Source organism: Arthrobacter sp. N199823 (assembly GCF_002929705.1).
GTDB lineage: Bacteria > Actinomycetota > Actinomycetes > Actinomycetales > Micrococcaceae > Specibacter.
Map to the genome: position 1 here is coordinate 99,270 of NZ_PJIN01000004.1, position 16,526 is coordinate 115,795.

Below are 16,526 nucleotides of genomic sequence, written 5' to 3' on the forward strand. Positions count from 1 at the left end.
CGCGGGCAGTAAGATTTCTGCGGCCGCGGACGGCCTATGAAATCCATCCCCGCTCCGGGGAGCTGTACCGCCGGACTTAGGGTCTGGGTTGCGCCTGGCTGGTCCCATTCGCTGCTGCCACTCGCCAGTCGTTGCTGGTGAGATGTGAGCTGGCTTGGGCCCCCATTTCCGCCATTCCGCCGTCCACCTCCCAGCTGGCCCCGGTCACGTAACTTGCCTCGGGGGAGGCTAGGAAGACGATCACATTAGCCACTTCCTCAGCAGTGCCGCCGTAACCCAGCGGGATTCCCGGGCGAGGGATCTGGTGCGGGTGCCGGGTTTCAGTTTCGGGAAGGTGCGTGGCGATCTCGCCCGGTGCCACTGCGTTGACGTTGATGCCATGGCCAGCAAGTTCCACGGCGAGCGTTTTCGTCAGACCATCCAAACCATATTTGGAAGCGCAATACGCCCCATACCCAAAACGTGGCTGGTGGGCATGAATGCTTGTCACCACCACAAGCCGGCCACCGGCACCTCCTGCAATGAGAAGTTTCGCGGCTGTCTGCAGGCACAGGAAAGCACCATTGAGGTTGGTGTCCAGAATTCGCTGCCACTCATGCAACTCGGTGTCCACCACCGATTTGTTCAGCCCGATTCCTACGTTATTCACGAACACACCCAGTGACCCCAACGACTGGCTCAGGCCAGTGATTGCCGGGGCACAGCTGGCCGAATCAGTGGTGTCCAGCCACACTGATGCTCCACGCTGGCCCAGATCCTCAATGCTTTGGAGAGTATGAGCCGCGCCAGCTTCGTCGTCGTGCCAGGTGAAGCCAACATCAAAACCGGCGCGGGCCAAGGCAATGGCTGTGGCCTTGCCGATGCCCCTGTCGGCGCCCGTGACAATCGCTGTGCGCGGATAGTCCGTCAGGGCGCCTTGGACAGGGGCGGGCACTGGCACTACTTCGATGCCTTGGATGCTGCCGAGCGTTCGGTCTTGCTCCCAGCGGTGGTGAGGTCTCCGGCGTCGTCCTCTAGATGTGCCCGCATGAACCACTGGAACAATTCCAACTTGGCGCACTGGCCAATGATCATGTCCTCGGTGATCGGGTCAAGATCACCAACTTCTGCTAGGACCTTGCGGTGGCTCTTGAGGAATCCGGTGTAGACAATGTCCAATGCCGCCAGATGGGCTGAGGTATGCGCACGCCCAATGGAGTAATCGTCCCAAGGGCGGGCGGTCACCAGCGCACCCGGAAGTCCGTTGGGGGAGACGCCCAGAGTGGCAATGCGTTCAGCTGTTTCATCGATCATGGCCCGGACTAGGTCAATCTGTGGATCCAGCATCTCGTGGACGCTGATGAAGTCCCTGCCAACCACGTTCCAGTGCGCGTGTTTGAGCGTCAATTGGAGATCGTTCAGGGCATGTAGGCGCAACTGGAGCAAGGTGGCAACCTTGTGTCCATCCTGCAGTGACATGCCTGGAACCGTGTATCCTGCGTGGGCTGTCCTCTTGGTGACCATTAAAACTCCCTCGAATCAGATGTGCTGGTGCTTGTCCCTATCAAGTTCTAACTGCATCTTCTTGCGTGCGTGGCCGGTTCGAAAATCTCTCCGCCTAGCCACTCACAGGCTAACCACAAAGAGCCCGAAGTTCTAGAGCCACTGAGTTTTTGCGAGATTACTCGGAACAGTGTTTATTCGAAGCGGCTGGGATCGCCCATGCCGCGGCGAACCACTTCCGCATAGCCGCTGGAGAAGTCCACCACTGTAGTGGGCTCCGCGCCGACATCACCGGAATCAATGACAGCGTCCACCACATGGTCCAACGTTTCCTTGATTTCCCAGCCCTGCGTGAGCGGCTCCTCTTCGTCGGGGAGCAGGAGTGTGCTGGAGAGCATGGGTTCACCGAGCTCTTCGAGGATGTCGTGGATCAAGCGGCTGTCAGGAATGCGGACTCCCACTGTTCGCTTCTTCGGGTGCGCCAGCCGCTTGGGAACTTCCGGCGTGGCCGGCAGGATGAAGGTGTAGGGCCCAGGCGTGACTGCCTTGATGCTGCGGAAAATATCGTTGTCGACCATGACGAACTGGCCCAGCTGGGCAAAGTCCTTGCAGACCAGCGTGAAGTGGTGATGCTTATCCAGCTGGCGAATGGTCCGGATCCGGTCCAGAGCCTCACGGTTCCCCAATTGCGCACCCAGTGCATAACAGGAATCCGTGGGGTAGGCGATCAGTCCGCCGGACTGCAGAATAGCCACGATCTGGCTGACGGAACGCGCCTGCGGATCGTGCGGGTGAATGTCGAAGAATTTAGCCATGACCCGAGCATACGACTCAACGGCCCGCGGCGCCGCCATTGCTCATGGTTTCCTGCGTTCACTTTCAGCTAACTCTCATTTTTTAGGAGGACTCTGGAGAAGAACTGTGCCGCGGATCGTTAACCGAATCGGATGACTGGGTCCCGGCGTAGTTCACACGGCACCAGCGCAAGCAGCTAAAGAGGGGAAAGTACATGGCCCAGGTCTCACCATCACAATCCGGCCCCCAGAACGCGTCACACATGAGGACGCCAATGAAAGGCGGTCAATTGGGATCGGGAATGGCCCTGGCCCAGTTGGGGCGCTACTTCCTTATTTGTGCGATTGCCGGGACCCTCGTGGCGGCCATGTTCATGCCTGCAGCAGCCATCGCCACCACGGCGATGCACAGCGCCGATGACTTCATCACCAACGCGCCCGTGACACTGGACCTGGCAGCCCCTCCCCAGACCACCAAGATTCTGGCCGCCAACGGTGCCACGATTGCAACCTTGTACGCCCAGGACCGTCAGGTTGTCGATCTAAAGGCGATGTCGCCCTTCATCAAGGAAGGCATCGTCTCCATTGAGGACTCCCGGTTTTACGAGCATGGCGGGGTGGACCCCACAGGCATCCTCCGCGCTCTTGTGGCCACAGCCAACGGTGGGCGGCAGGGCGCATCCACCATCACTCAGCAGTATGTGAACAATGTACTGATCGAACAACTCGTTGCCGATGGCAAGACCGATCAAGCCAAATTCGGGATGGACAAGACCGTCGCTGACAAGGTCAAGGAAATGCGTCTGGCCATCAGCGTGGAGAAGACCCAGTCCAAGGATGAGATCCTGGCGGGCTACCTCAACATCATTTACTTCGGAAACGGCGCGTACGGCATTGAAGCGGCAGCCAAACTTTATTTCAACACCACTGCCGCCAAACTGACCCTTCCGCAGGCCGCATCGTTGGCTGGCGTGGTCAATAATCCCAGCTTTTACGATCCCATCACTCAGCCCGAGAACTTGGTGGACCGCCGCAACGACGTGCTTGCCAGGATGTTGGCACAAGGCAAAATCAGCCAAAAAGACCACGATGCCGCCGTCAAAACACCCATGACCCTGCACGTAACCAAATCAGCTCAGGGGTGTGCGGCAGCGTCCATGGCCCCCTACTTCTGCGACTACGTGCAGCAGCTGATCCTCAACGACAAGGCCTATGGCGCCACTGTGGAAGAACGCACCAAGATGCTGTACCAGGGCGGATTGACCATCAAAACCACTCTGGATCCGGAACTACAGAAGGTGGCCCAGGACCAGGTCAACGGCACCATTTCGGCGACGGACCCGCTCCAGCGTGGTGCCTCCGTGGTCAGCGTCCAGCCCGGCACCGGGAAGGTGCTCACGATGGCTCAGAACACCATCTACAACCCGACTGCCAAAGACGGAAACTACATGGGCAACTTTGCCCTGCCCGTCAACGATGCCAACGGCCAGCCCCTGAATGGTGCCGGCGGCTTCGCGGTCGGTTCCACGTTCAAACCCTTCGTGTTTGCCGAGTGGCTCAACAGCGGCCACTCCATGATGACTTCCATCAACGGCGCAGTTCGGGAGTACCCCGCAGGATATCCGTGGAAGAACTCCTGCGGTTCAACCACCGGCTCCTACGACCCCAACGTGCCCGGCGAATCCTTACTCCCCAACGATGGACCCAATGACTACCATTCCATGACGGCATACCTTGGGTTGGCCACCTCCATCAACACCGTCACGTTCCAGACGGCCACGGCACTGGACTTCTGCAACATCCAGAAAATAGCCACGGCCGCAGGGGTCAAGGACGGGCACACCAACCAGCCGTATGACGTCTCCGACAGTTCTAGCCTGATCGGCACACACGATGTGGCTCCGATCGACATGGCGACAGCGTTTGCCACCTTCGCCAACGGCGGCGTGAGCTGCAGCCCCGTTGCTCTGGCCTCCGTCACAGATGCGGCAGGAACCAAATACCCTGTTCCTGCCAGCGATTGCCAGCGGGCCATGAGCACGGAAGTTGCCGCAGGCGTGACCCACGCCCTGCAGTACATGCTCACCAACGGTTCCGGATATGCCATCCCGCTCGACAACAAGGACTCTTCCTTCGCCAAGACCGGAACCACTGACGGCAACATCCAGACCTGGACCATTGGCGCCAACTCTGGCATCGCCACGGCCGCCTGGTTTGGCAGTTACAAGGGCAACGACGAAAAGTACATCAACCAAGACCTCACCGTCAACGGCGTCTACTACCCAAACATTGACGGAAACCAACTGGCCGGTAGCAACTGGGCTGCCGTCATGAACCAGGCCGCCCAGAACCCGTCCTTGGCACCTGCGTCCTTGGTGGAGCCGCCGGCAAGCATGCTGGCACCCACGGCACCCTACATAGCGGGCGTCAACGATCCCAAGCCAGGCGATGTTCTGGTGCCTGTGCCGGACAATCAGCAAATGAATGAATCACCCGCGCAGCCTTTACAAGCGACCTTGCCTGCACAACCAGCTGAACCAGCTCCTGCGCCAACACCTGCCGCGACAGTTGAACCGAGCAAGGCCGCGCCGGCACCCTAGTGGCTGAGCGGTAATGTCCGAGCTGAGCTAGGGAGCCTAACTACCTCTATTGAGTTTTCTGGGGTTGAATTGGGGGATTAGTAAGTGCCCGCAGCCGTAAGGAGAAACCGTGTCTGAAGCTACGTCCCAGGTCCGAATTGTTGTTGGTGTGGACGGGTCAGCCTCCTCCGTCAATGCGCTGAAGGAAGGCGTCAAGCTGGCGGCAGAATTGGGTGGAGTGGTAGATGCCGTAGCTGTCTGGGAACTTCCGACCAAACATGCCGCCTATGAAGCCATGGGAATTGGTAGCTTTGAAGAGGGCGCTCAGGAGGTGCTCAACGATGCCTTGTTCCAGGCCTTCGGCGAGAACGTTCCCGCCATGGTTTCCGCCCGGCTCGTGCAGGGTACGGCAGCCAGCACGCTGTCTTCCGTATCGCAAGGGGCGCGGATGCTCGTCGTGGGACGGCGCGGCCACGGCGGCATCATGGGCCTGCTGCTCGGATCGGTCAGTGCCGCCGTGGTGAACCAGTCACCCGTTCCTGTGCTGGTTGTTCAGTAGCCCAGTTAATTAGCCGGACCCTACTTCACCCTGCAGATAGCACTCACCCTCGCTGATAGCGACGAGCGGAGTCCTCCGCCGTCTCCAAAGCAGCCGCAAGCTCACTAACGGCCCGCTGGTAGTGCGCAACGTCGTCGTCCATCACGGCGGGACCCGCAGCGCCCAATACATGAGCGCTTGGTTCATGAGTGGCCTCACCACTGGCGCTCAGATCAAGGGCCTCCACAGCACGCCGCTGCAGCCGGTTAGCGGCATTCATCGCCCGGATGAGCGCGGAGGTTTCGGGAACGCTAACATCGCTCATAGTGGGGAAGTCGATTGCGGCACCCGGATCGAGTTCATACCGACTCCATTGCGCAATCAGATTTTGGTGACGGTGCGAAATCGTGGTGACGGCGGCCGCCAGCTCGGCTCGGTGACTAGTGAACGCGGCGATATCTGCAGTGCGGCGGCACACCATATGCGTAGCAATGGCAGTTCCGGCGGCGAGCAGAACCAGCGCACCGGAGAGGACCCTGCTGGTCATCGCCGGGATTAGCAGCATCGGCGCCAGAACGCACAGCCCCGTAAAGGCGTACCAAAAGGTGGCATCGGGATCGTCGTGACGGTGGGCGCGCGAACCGGCCAGGCCCACGGTAGCCACTGTGGTCAATACGACCAGCACTGCAAGAACGAGGATCATCATTTCCATCGGCCTCCCGGCGTGGTGCTTGCTACTGTCTTGTGGATCAGCACTGGTGGGTCAGTGCTGATTTGTTCATCCCGGCTGACCAGCTTGGGCGCTGACTAGACGTCCTGGCCAAACCATCTGATTATGGTCATACTCCATTTGAGGCTGGTTTTAGGTACAGGTCAAGGGTGGTCGTGAATCACGAATCAGCTCCTGCAGATATATAGGTAACGATTCTTCGTTCACCGCCGGCCGGCATAACAGTTCAGCGGAATTTCTCGCCAAACCACTCACTGGGACCCCGTGAGCGCTTAATGTGAAATTACCCAAATCTCGGGTAAGTCGTCACTTTTAAAGAGGGTGTTTCCCATGAAGTACATCAAAGCATGGCTGGCAGTTGTGGGGCTGCTGGCCGCATTCATTCTTGTCGCACCGGCGCCTGCGCAGGCAGCGCCATATTGCGGCATCACGTGGGGCTCGATGGCCAAAACGGCCGGCACTGGTTCCAGCGCCACGGTCAGTAACGTCCGTGCCGGAGCGCATGCGTGCTTCGACCGCATGGTGATCGATTTCAAGGGCCATGCCAACGGCTACCTTGTGCAGTACGTGTCTGTTGTTCAGCGTCCTGGCAGCGGTCAGGCTGTTCCCGTGCGCGGAGCGGCCGATCTTCAAGTCACCGTTCTGGCTCCCGCATACACCAGCACTGGGGCAGCTAGTTACAGTCCCGCCAATCGGAACGAGCTCTTCAACACGGCCGGTTACACAACCTTCCGGCAGGCAGCGCTGGCGGGCAGTTTCGAGGGACGCACCACGATTGCCTTGGGCGTCCGGGCTCGGCTGCCGTTCACCGTCTTTGTCTTGGACGGGCCAGGGAACACCTCTCGCATCGTGATCGATGTGGCGCACTACTGGTAGGCGCTAGCCGCCAATTTTCGCAAGTCCTAGGTGCCGCCGTCGTACTTTTTCAAGTACGACGGCGGCACTTGGTCTTCCCTCTTCACTCACCTACTCGGAGATTGAGTTCGTTTATTCATACGAGTATATTGCCAAATCTATTGTTTTTGCCAGATATTAAATCTAAACTTGTGGTATGGGTAATTCGATGGGATTCCCGATGAATCGGGAGAACGCATCCACCACAGCAACTGTGGCGGACTTCATCGCCGGCCTGACTCTTCCCGTCATTGAACCACTGGCCTCTGACATTGAGCCCTTGCTCGGCTTGCCACCACTGCCCCCTCCCGAAAACTTAACTTTCCCGCCCGCCGGCACACCCTTGGAACCCCACTTAGGATCGCAGCGCGGATCTCAGTGTGGATCACAGATTGAGGGCGTCAGGGGATTGATGGACGGTTACGGTGAGGCCATCGCGGCCATGCACAGGCACCAGAATCAGTGTGCCGCCCATATTGCCGTCACGGTGGAACGCCTCGATTCCCTATCCGAGTTGGAAGGCGGGCTGGTGGCTCTAGATGTGTGGCAGAAGGGTGGGGCCTTGGCTCAGATTACAGCCGAGCTGGCCATCATCCTGCACGTCGGTGAAGGCGCGGCTGGAAGGTTGATTGAACAATCGGTGACGCTGGTTCGGCAATTACCGGCCACCATGGAGGTGCTGTCCGCCGGTGAGTTGTCCTGGGACCATGCTGTGATCATTGCCGAAGAGACCAGCTTGTTGCGCTCAGCCCATGTCACTCAGGCAACCATCGATGCCTTCGAACAGAGACTGCTGGAGCACGCTGCCAACAAGACTCCACCAAGCTTTCGCTCCACGGCCCGCAGATTGCGCGAACGTAGCTACCCGGAGACCATTACATCGCGTACCCGGCACGCCTTCGCGCAGAGAAGTTTGCGCGTCACACGTGGGCAGGACGGCATGTCATGGCTGAGTCTTTATGCCCCGGCACCCACCATCGAAGCGATCTGGGATCAATGCCACTTCACGGCGCAGGCCGCCCGTGGTCCTCACGAGGGCCGTACGCAGACACAATTACGTGCCGACGTGGCAGCCGCCCTGCTTTTGCGGCAAAGCATGGACCAAAGCGGGATCCATAGTCCCGCAACAGTTCCTGTGCCTGCTCGTTCACATGAGTCGGATGATCTGGCCGCCAGTGAGGGCACTGAACGGCACCCGTGGTACCTCCAGCCGGAACCCAATCCTTGCGGAGAAGGCGCGTTCCCTGACCCCAACCGTCGGGCACCCAACTTCAGTCCCTGCCAGATCCCAGATTTTGATGATCCCAACTATAACGACCTCGCTTTTCAGGAACCTGATCGCCGCAACCAGCCTGAATGGAACGGCACAGCCGGTCTTCCGGTGTTGACTCCTGCTGGAACAAGTTTCGGTACAGGGCCCGGGACCGGAGCAGGATTCTTGGATGAGGCCACAGGACGGCCAAGAACGTATGCCAATGACATGGGAACCTGGCCGCCCCTGCCACAAGTAACGCCCATTGTGCTGATCCCTGCCCTGTCGCTCCTCGGGGACACCAATGAGCTCGCGTGGATGGAAGGTGCCGGACCCATCAGCATGGAAGTTGCGAAACGCCTGGCGTCCCAGGCAAGCAGTATGCTCCGGGTCCTGGTTGACCCCATCAGCAATGAACCCCTCGACATCGCGCCAGACCGGTACCGGATTAGCCAATCAATGCGGACGATGCTGCGCATCACGGAAGAATATTGCCAGTTTCCGGGATGCTTGGCCAAGGCCATCACGTGCGATGTTGACCATATACGGAGCTTTGAAACGGGCGGGCGGTCCATCTACAACAATCTGGAGAACCTGTGTTCGCGCCATCATTTGCTCAAGCACTTCAAGGATGACAAAGACCGGCACGGGAAGCGGCGCTGCATCGATGAACCGGAGCGCCAAGACGTGCGGCTTCGTGGCTGGACGCCATGCGTGGAGGAGGATGGCAGGGTTTCCTGGACCTCACCCTCGGGCAGGTACTGCCCACCAAATCTGCAGGAAAAGCATCCGCCGGCCTACCCGAAATGGTTGAAGAAGCTGATCGATCGCGCGGTGAACCGTCGCCAGCAGAGCCCGGAGGCCATTCCGGATGAGCTGCGGGAAACGGAGTTGGCCCAAGCCTTTTCCCTGGCTCTCGAGGAGGCCGTCGCTGCAGCCTTGGCGAACGCCGCCGATGTCGAAGAAACATGGGACCCCGACAATCTGCCCGAGCCGCCCGCACCAACTCCTTACGATGAGGAAGATGATGAGATCCGGACTCAGATGGCCTTCGAAACCGCACGCAGAAATCCGCATTTGGGACTACCCTACGCCGCGTAGCTTCTCGGCACCCTTGACCTCAGGAGGGTTCGGGCACTGCCGAGTTCAGGTTCAGGAGGGTTGAGGTTCAGCGGAGTTCAGCTTCAGTACCGCTCGGGTTCCGTGCCCAACTGGAAGCGGAAGCCTCGAACGCTTGTGGGGACGATCTCCACGAAGGTGTACTTCAAGGTTTTCAGCCACGGCGCGAGGGGGAGCTCGCTGGCTGCGTCAATCTCCGTTTGCGATTCCAAGACACGTGCGGTGCCCTTGAGGACCACGCTCCACGCTTCATCCTCTGCCAAGCCATCAATCTCAAACGCCACAGAATCGTTGATGGTCAACTCGGCCAACTTGGTGCCAGGGTTGGTTCGCATCAGGAGTTTGCCGTCGTGGGCGAGGTAGTTGATGGGGAATATGTCGGGATTATTCCCCACGCTGAGGGCCAGCCTTCCAAAGCGCGTGTGTTCGAGGAAGCGCCAGGCTTCATCATCGCTCATGATCTGACCGGGGCTCTCGTCTGTGCTCATGCTGCGATTATGCCCCATCGGGCGCAAGAGTGGGGGTTCCAGCACTTTCGCGTAGGACGACTGCTCCGGTGACTCGTGATTCAAGAACCGATTCCGGTGCCAAGGCTAGCCCTGCGGCTAGGCGACCCATTTCCTCAAGGGGCAGCTGGTAGGTGCTCAGCCCGGGGGAGTAGTCGCGCAGTGTTGGAATGTCATCGAAGCCTGCCACCTGCACATCATCCGGGACTTGCAATCCTCGGGAGCGCAAAGCGGTGATGGCACCTAGAGCCATGACATCATTCGCCGCCAAGATGCATAGCGGCGATTCCGCTGACTTCGCTCCAGCGATGATTCCCAGAGTGTCGATGCACTCAAGCGTGGCATCGAAGCCGCCGCGGCTGGAGAACTCGCCACCTACAACAACTAGTGGCTCTAGCCCGCGGCGCTCCAAAGCACTGGTGAATCCCTCAACTCGCGATCGTGCCGTGTTGCGTTCGTGAGGTCCGGACAATATGACAAAGCGGCTTAGCCCACTGGTCACCAAAGCATCCACCAGGTCACGGGCCCCGTCAAAGTTGCCCACCGTGAGAACTTTGGCGCCGGGGATCGACGTGTCACCAATGGTGACAACCTTGCCACCGTTCTGGATGTAGCGCTCAAGATTCTTGGCTAGAACTGGGTCCTCCTCTAGGAAACGGGAGGTGGCCAGAATAATGGCATCGGTTCGGTAGGAGATAAACGCTGTCACGGCAGCAAGTTCGGCGCTGCGCGGCGTGCCATCTTCGCCACCGAGGTCGGTTCCAGCTAGTAGCACCTGATGCCGTGCTTGGAGCGCCACCTCCTGCACTCCGTGCGCGATTGCAGAGAAGTAGGGATCAGCGATGTCGTGCACCACCAAGCCGACAAGACCTGTCGTCGAGCGCGCCAGTGCCTGAGCTTGGGCGTTAGCAACATAGCCCAGTTCCTCGGCGGCTGCCTTGACCCGTTCGGTGATATCGGGAGCTGGACTCCGTGCGGAACCATTCAAAACTCGTGAAGCAGTGGCCAGCGACACGCCAGCATGGCGAGCAACTTCAGTGAGATTGACGGGCACAGCGGTTCCCTATTCCTTACATGTAGTGACGCGGCGAAGATGTGACGGCCAAATACTTGCTAAACGTCCAAGCTGTTGACTGCCCAGGCATTGATCGTCACAGGGGTTGACTGCGCAGGGTATGGAGTGCCCAACGCATTGACTGTCCAGGGTATTGACTACCCAGAGTATTGACTACCCAGAGTATTGAGTGCTCACATTCGAGACTGGCCAATGTGAGCTGACCTTGTGAACTCATTGACCCAATGATATGTTAAATCCAACATGGAAAGCGCTTTCCAAGTTTCAGGCCACGCCGGTCCCTCCGGCTCCATCATCGACAACACTCAGGAGCATCACCATGACGCTTACCGCATCCACCACCCAGGGCGCTGCTGCATCCACAGGCAACGACGCCGTCGGTCCTGAGCAAAACAGCACTCAGCTAAACAGCGCTGGACACAACAGCCTGGAGTCGGGTAGCAAGCAGCGGGTCATCCGCATCGCCATGAACGGCATCACCGGCCGCATGGGCTACCGCCAGCACCTCCTGCGCTCCATCCTGCCTCTGCGCGAAAGCGGACTGACGCTCGAAGACGGCACCAAGGTGGCTATCGAGCCGATCCTTATTGGCCGCAACGAAGCAAAAGTTCGTGAGCTGGCAGAACTCCATAACGTTGAGCACTGGACCACCGACCTGGATGCGATCATCGCCGATCCCACGGTCGACGTCGTCTTTGACGCCTCCATGACCAGCCTGCGCGCCACCACCTTGAAGAAGGCCATGGCCAACGGCAAGCACATCTTCACCGAGAAGCCCACGGCAGAGACACTGGAAGAGGCCATCGAACTGGCCCGCATCGGCCAGGAAGCCGGCATCACCGCCGGAGTGGTGCACGACAAGCTGTACCTGCCGGGCCTGGTCAAGCTGCGCCGCCTCGTCGATGAAGGCTTCTTCGGCCGCATCCTCTCCATCCGTGGCGAATTTGGCTACTGGGTGTTTGAAGGCGACCACCAGAGTGCCCAGCGCCCCTCCTGGAACTACCGCAAGGAAGATGGCGGCGGCATGACCACCGACATGTTCTGCCACTGGAACTACGTTCTTGAGGGCATCATTGGCAAGGTCAAGAGTGTCAACGCCAAGACCGCCACACATATCCCGGCCCGCTGGGACGAGCACGGTAACGAGTACAAGGCAACGGCCGACGACGCTGCGTACGGCATCTTCGAGCTGGAGACTCCCGATGGCGAGCAAGTCATTGGCCAGATCAACTCCTCCTGGGCCGTGCGTGTCTACCGGGATGAGCTCGTAGAATTCCAGATCGACGGCACCCACGGCTCAGCCGTTGCCGGCCTGAATAAGTGCGTTGCCCAGCAGCGCGCCCACACACCCAAGCCTGTGTGGAACCCGGATCTGCCCGTCACCGAATCCTTCCGTGATCAGTGGCAGGAAGTCCCCGCCAACGCTGACCTCGACAACGGCTTCAAGCTGCAGTGGGAAGAATTCCTGCGCGATGTTGTTGCCGGCCGTGAACACCGCTTCGGCCTGCTCTCGGCAGCTCGTGGCGTGCAACTCGCAGAATTGGGCCTACAGTCCTCCGCTGAGCGCCGCACCCTGGACATCCCGGAAATCGAGCTCTAACCATGACCCTTTCAATCACCCTTCCGCTGCCCACCGGTGAGCTGGAATCACTGGCGCTGAACCCGACTGGCCCCTGGCGCAAGCCCACCGAGCTGATCACTTCGCGCAAGGTTTATGCCGCCGCACATGTCACCCCCAAGGTATTGGGCAACAACGTGCCCGGTGCCCCGGCCGACATCGATTGGGATGCCACCTTGGCCTTCCGCCGCGAGCTGTGGAGCTGGGGCGTGGGCATTGCCGACGCCATGGACACCGCACAGCGCGGCATGGGCCTGGACTGGGCCGCAACGCAGGAGCTGATCAACCGTTCCGCTGCCGAGGCCGCAAAAATTGCGACCCCGGAGCGCACGGCCCGCGACCTGCTCGCCTGCGGTGCCGGCACCGATCAGCTGGACCCCGCCACGGTGGAGCCCGGCGAGGCTGGGTTGGCGGCAGTTTTGGCCGCTTACCGCGAGCAGATCGCGGTCGTGGAGGCATCCGGCGCGAAGGTCATCATCATGGCCTCGCGCGCTCTTGCCAAGGTTGCCAGCGGCCCCGAAGACTACCTGAGCCTCTACGGAACCCTGCTGTCCGAGGTCAAGGAACCTGTGGTCCTGCATTGGCTTGGCACCATGTTCGATCCTTCCTTGGCTGGATACTGGGGCAGCGAAGACGTGGCAGCCGCGACGGCAACGTTCCAGCAGCTCATCGAGACGCATGCCGCGAAGATCGACGGCGTGAAGGTTTCCCTGCTCGACGCAGGACACGAAGTCGCGCTGCGGGCCAGCCTTCCCGAGGGCGTTCGCCTGTACACCGGCGACGATTTCAATTACCCCGAGCTCATTGCCGGCGATGGATGGCACTATTCGGATGCGCTATTGGGCATCTTTGCAGCCATTGCCCCTGCCGCGTCAACCGCATTGCAGGAGTATGACGCCGGCCACCCTGCCGAGGCGCGTGCCATCCTCGATTCGACGCGGGATCTTGGGCTGCACATCTTCGAGGCGCCCACGTACTTCTATAAGACGGGTATTGCCTTCCTGGCCTGGTTGAACGGCTACCAGGCCGGTTTCCAGATGATTGGTGGTCTGCACTCCGGGCGCGACCTCAACCACCTGGTCAAGCTGTTCCGCCTGGCCAACACGGCGGGGCTGCTACTTAACCCCGAGTTGGCGGCAACACGCATGGCTGGTTACATGAACGCCGCCGGTGTCCCTTCCGCCGTTACAGCGGAAGCTTCGATCTTGGAAGGGGCCGACGCATGAGCACCTTCGAGAAGCTCTCCATCAACACAGCGACCATCAAGAAGGCCTCACTTGCCGAAGCCCTCGACCTCAGCGTCGCCGCTGGCCTGAGACACATTGGCCTGTGGCGCGACAAGGTGGCCGAAGTGGGCCTGGAAACAGCAGTCGAGATGGTCAAGGCGTCAGGCCTGCAGGTTTCCAGCCTGTGCCGCGGCGGCTTCCTAACCGCAGCTGACGCAGAAGGCCAGGCGGCCGCACTTGCGGACAACAAGGCGGCCATTCTCGAAGCCAAGGCTCTGGGTACCACCGAGATCATCATGGTGGTGGGCGGCCTGCCCGACTTCAGCGTCTCACCCGGCGCCGTGGACCGTGCCGCTGCTGGTGCTGGTGCCGGTGATGGTGATGGTGGCGAGGCAAGCGCCGTCGTGGGTGGCAAGGACATTGTCCTAGCCCGCCAGCGCGTGGCCGAGCGCCTGGCTGAGCTGGTGCCGTTTGCACTGGAACACGGTGTCCGCCTGGTGCTGGAACCCCTACACCCCATGTACGCCGCGGATCGCGCGGTGCTCTCAACCCTGGGCCAGGCCCTGGACTTGGCGGCCCCGCACCCGGTTGCGGCCGTCGGAGTCGTGGTGGACACCTTCCATGTGTGGTGGGATCCGTACCTACAGCAGCAGATTGCCCGCGCAGGAGCAGAAGGCCGCATTGCCTCGTATCAGGTGTGCGATTTCAACGTGCCCATCGCCGCCGATGCGCTGCTCTCCCGCGGATTCATGGGCGACGGCGTCATTGACTTCTCCTCGATCGGTGCATGGGTGGCCGAGGCAGGCTACAACGGCGTGGTGGAGGTGGAAATCTTCAACGAGGACATCTGGAACTTGCCGTATGCCGAGGTGGTTGACACCGTCAAGGCACGCTACGCCGAGCTCGTGGAACCGCATCTGGGCGCGTAGCCATTGCCGTGGAAACGTCACCGTTTTGGGATGGAAGACAGGCCAGTTCGGCTCGTTGAAAAATCCCAAAGGTGTGATGACAATGTCCGGAATTGGTACCTGCCTGGGGTTTGACGGGCCGGGGGAGCCGGGCTCCGCACTGAGGGTTGCCTTCGAACTGGACGGGCGCAGCTTCACTGGCCTCAATGGCGGCCCGCAATTCACGGTCAATGAGTCCATTTCCTTTGTGCTGAGCTTTGCCAGCCAGGCGGAGCTGGATGAGAAATGGGATGCGCTCACGGCCGACGGCGGCATGGAGAGCCAGTGCGGCTGGCTCAAGGACAAGTTCGGCGTCTCCTGGCAGCTGGTACCCGCCATGATGCCCCAGGTACTCAGCGGACCGGACCCTGCGGGAGCGCAAAGGGCAATGGCGGCCATGATGGGCATGAAGAAACTCGTCATCGCCGAGCTGCAAGCCGCCTACGACGGTTAAATGTACTTCAGGAACCGCTGAGGCGCGTCCATGAAGGAGCGCCAGTTCTGCACGAGCTCAAGGTCTTCCCAGGCGTTGGGCCGCAGACCCCACGGCCCCACCTCGTAAATATCGGCGCCCGGCAGGGATGCCAACATGGGGGAGTGCGTCGAGAGGATGACTTGAGAGTCACCGCCGTCGACCAATTGCGTCAGCACGCTCAGCAGCGAGAGGCAGCCGGAAAAGGACAGTGCGGATTCGGGCTCGTCGAGGATCCACAGGCCACCGCCGCGGAAACGGTTCAAGATCAATTCCAGAAACGATTCGCCGTGGGACATGGCATGGTAGTTGCTGTCCGGCCTGCCCATGGAGGGGTTGTCCTCTAGATAGCTGAAGAAGCCGTGCATGGTTTCGGCGCGCAGAAAGTAACCGTATTTGCTGGATCCTGGGTTGCGGGTGAGTTTCAAGCCCGAGTGAAGATCGGATTCAGTCGTTCGGCTATGGTGCATTGCTCCCGTGGACCCACCCTCAGGATTCACCCCGTAGGCCATGGCGATTCCCTCAACCAGCGTTGATTTGCCGGAGCCGTTCTCGCCCACGAAGACGGTAACTGCGCCCAGATCAAGCCCCTCGCGCAGAATCTGCTGCACAGGGGCCATTGTTGCGGGCCATACATCTGGGTTCGGTGGGTTGAATGGGTCCACTCCAACGTGGGTTACCGGCGTCTGGCCAAACATCATGGGACTGTCCCTTCCGTGACTGTGGCTAGTACTGGTGCCATCTTGCCAGCTGGTGTCTGGGATACTGGCCACCATGACTGTCTCTTTTGAGTGTGTTACCCATACCGCCCTTGGCATGGCCGAGTTGTTTGACCTGTCGCGGAGCATTGACGCCCACACTGGATCAATGGCACGTTCCAGGGAAACAGCGGTCGCCGGGGTGACATCTGGCTTGATTGGGCTAGGGCAGGAAGTTTCCTGGCGGGCATGGCACTTCGGGATCCCGCTGCGTATGACGAGCCGGATCACCTCTATGGACGCGCCTTCGCGGTTTGTGGACGAACAGGTCAAGGGACCGTTTCGGCATTTCCGGCACGTCCACGAGTTTCAGAAAGGCCCTGAAGGCACCATCATGACCGACAGGATCGACTTTGCCGCACCCTTTGGCCCTGTGGGTCGATTGGTGGAAAAGATGGTCCTGGCCCACTACCTGAAGAGACTCATCGAGACACGGAATCAGTTCCTGGTGCAGGGCGCCTGAGTAACGGCGCGGATGAGGCCCTCAACAGGGACCTGGGAGCTGCTATCAACAGTCGATTAGAACATAGATTCGA

16 protein-coding genes are annotated in these 16,526 nt (G+C 60.1%); 9 read left to right on the plus strand and 7 right to left on the minus strand.

Going from position 1 to position 16,526, the window contains the following annotated elements; all coding sequences use genetic code 11:
* Window positions 1–76: 76 nt before the first annotated feature.
* The 3 genes from CXQ93_RS10655 to CXQ93_RS10665 form a co-directional block, all read right to left on the minus strand.
* A complete protein-coding gene (locus tag CXQ93_RS10655) occupies window positions 77–940 on the minus strand; it encodes an SDR family oxidoreductase (RefSeq protein WP_258068832.1) in 864 nt (287 codons plus the stop codon).
* Window positions 940–1,503 (minus strand): Dps family protein, encoded by a 564-nt coding sequence (locus CXQ93_RS10660; RefSeq protein WP_062289204.1) that lies wholly within the window; start codon window positions 1,501–1,503, stop codon window positions 940–942. Before CXQ93_RS10660 ends, CXQ93_RS10655 begins: the two co-directional genes overlap by 1 nt.
* A 173-nt stretch (window positions 1,504–1,676) precedes the next feature.
* The gene (locus tag CXQ93_RS10665; protein ID WP_104110649.1) at window positions 1,677–2,297 is read right to left on the minus strand and encodes an L-threonylcarbamoyladenylate synthase; all 621 of its coding nucleotides are present in this window, start codon (window positions 2,295–2,297) and stop codon (window positions 1,677–1,679) included.
* Window positions 2,298–2,566: 269 nt separating this feature from the next.
* Between CXQ93_RS10665 and CXQ93_RS10670 the strand changes: the two genes are divergently transcribed.
* Both CXQ93_RS10670 and CXQ93_RS10675 read left to right on the plus strand, forming a co-directional pair.
* A complete protein-coding gene (locus CXQ93_RS10670) occupies window positions 2,567–4,876 on the plus strand; it encodes a transglycosylase domain-containing protein (RefSeq protein WP_258068838.1) in 2,310 nt (769 codons plus the stop codon).
* Window positions 4,877–4,985: 109 nt separating this feature from the next.
* Complete coding sequence (locus tag CXQ93_RS10675) at window positions 4,986–5,414, plus strand: universal stress protein (RefSeq protein WP_104110420.1); 429 nt, start codon at window positions 4,986–4,988, stop codon at window positions 5,412–5,414.
* A gap of 43 nt (window positions 5,415–5,457) precedes the next feature.
* On the opposite strand, the gene CXQ93_RS10680 is transcribed toward CXQ93_RS10675, so the two are convergent.
* Complete coding sequence (locus CXQ93_RS10680; protein ID WP_146073211.1) at window positions 5,458–6,105, minus strand: hypothetical protein; 648 nt, start codon at window positions 6,103–6,105, stop codon at window positions 5,458–5,460.
* A gap of 348 nt (window positions 6,106–6,453) precedes the next feature.
* Between CXQ93_RS10680 and CXQ93_RS10685 the strand changes: the two genes are divergently transcribed.
* Both CXQ93_RS10685 and CXQ93_RS10690 read left to right on the plus strand, forming a co-directional pair.
* On the plus strand, window positions 6,454–6,999 hold the full coding sequence (locus tag CXQ93_RS10685; protein WP_104110422.1) for a hypothetical protein: 546 nt from the start codon (window positions 6,454–6,456) through the stop codon (window positions 6,997–6,999).
* Between the two features lie 175 nt (window positions 7,000–7,174).
* Window positions 7,175–9,370 carry an HNH endonuclease signature motif containing protein gene (locus tag CXQ93_RS10690; RefSeq protein ID WP_104110423.1) on the plus strand — a complete coding sequence of 732 codons (2,196 nt, stop codon included), beginning with the start codon at window positions 7,175–7,177 and terminating at the stop codon, window positions 9,368–9,370.
* Window positions 9,371–9,453: 83 nt separating this feature from the next.
* Here CXQ93_RS10690 and CXQ93_RS10695 read toward each other — a convergent pair whose 3' ends face one another.
* Together CXQ93_RS10695 and CXQ93_RS10700 are read right to left on the minus strand one after the other, a co-directional pair.
* Window positions 9,454–9,876 (minus strand): pyridoxamine 5'-phosphate oxidase family protein, encoded by a 423-nt coding sequence (locus tag CXQ93_RS10695; protein ID WP_104110424.1) that lies wholly within the window; start codon window positions 9,874–9,876, stop codon window positions 9,454–9,456.
* Window positions 9,877–9,883: 7 nt separating this feature from the next.
* The gene (locus tag CXQ93_RS10700) at window positions 9,884–10,948 is read right to left on the minus strand and encodes a LacI family DNA-binding transcriptional regulator (protein WP_104110425.1); all 1,065 of its coding nucleotides are present in this window, start codon (window positions 10,946–10,948) and stop codon (window positions 9,884–9,886) included.
* A gap of 487 nt (window positions 10,949–11,435) precedes the next feature.
* On the opposite strand from CXQ93_RS10700, the gene CXQ93_RS10705 reads away from it, so the two are divergent.
* The 4 genes from CXQ93_RS10705 (at window position 11,436) to CXQ93_RS10720 (ending at window position 15,214) form a co-directional block, all read left to right on the plus strand.
* The gene (locus CXQ93_RS10705; RefSeq protein WP_104110651.1) at window positions 11,436–12,569 is read left to right on the plus strand and encodes a Gfo/Idh/MocA family protein; all 1,134 of its coding nucleotides are present in this window, start codon (window positions 11,436–11,438) and stop codon (window positions 12,567–12,569) included.
* A 2-nt stretch (window positions 12,570–12,571) separates the two neighbouring features.
* Window positions 12,572–13,813 carry a dihydrodipicolinate synthase family protein gene (locus CXQ93_RS10710; RefSeq protein WP_104110426.1) on the plus strand — a complete coding sequence of 414 codons (1,242 nt, stop codon included), beginning with the start codon at window positions 12,572–12,574 and terminating at the stop codon, window positions 13,811–13,813.
* Window positions 13,810–14,742, plus strand: a complete 933-nt coding sequence (locus CXQ93_RS10715) for a sugar phosphate isomerase/epimerase (protein ID WP_104110427.1) — start codon at window positions 13,810–13,812, stop codon at window positions 14,740–14,742. The genes CXQ93_RS10710 and CXQ93_RS10715 overlap by 4 nt, the downstream gene beginning before the upstream one ends.
* A 76-nt stretch (window positions 14,743–14,818) precedes the next feature.
* Window positions 14,819–15,214 (plus strand): VOC family protein, encoded by a 396-nt coding sequence (locus CXQ93_RS10720; protein WP_258068844.1) that lies wholly within the window; start codon window positions 14,819–14,821, stop codon window positions 15,212–15,214.
* On the opposite strand, the gene CXQ93_RS10725 is transcribed toward CXQ93_RS10720, so the two are convergent.
* Entirely contained in the window at window positions 15,211–15,852 is a 642-nt protein-coding gene (locus CXQ93_RS10725) for an AAA family ATPase (protein WP_308470621.1), read from the minus strand. The two genes, CXQ93_RS10720 and CXQ93_RS10725, sit on opposite strands and share 4 nt — an antisense overlap.
* 154 nt (window positions 15,853–16,006) lie before the next feature.
* On the opposite strand from CXQ93_RS10725, the gene CXQ93_RS10730 reads away from it, so the two are divergent.
* A complete protein-coding gene (locus CXQ93_RS10730; RefSeq protein WP_104110428.1) occupies window positions 16,007–16,453 on the plus strand; it encodes an SRPBCC family protein in 447 nt (148 codons plus the stop codon).
* The last annotated feature ends 73 nt before the right edge of the window (window positions 16,454–16,526 follow it).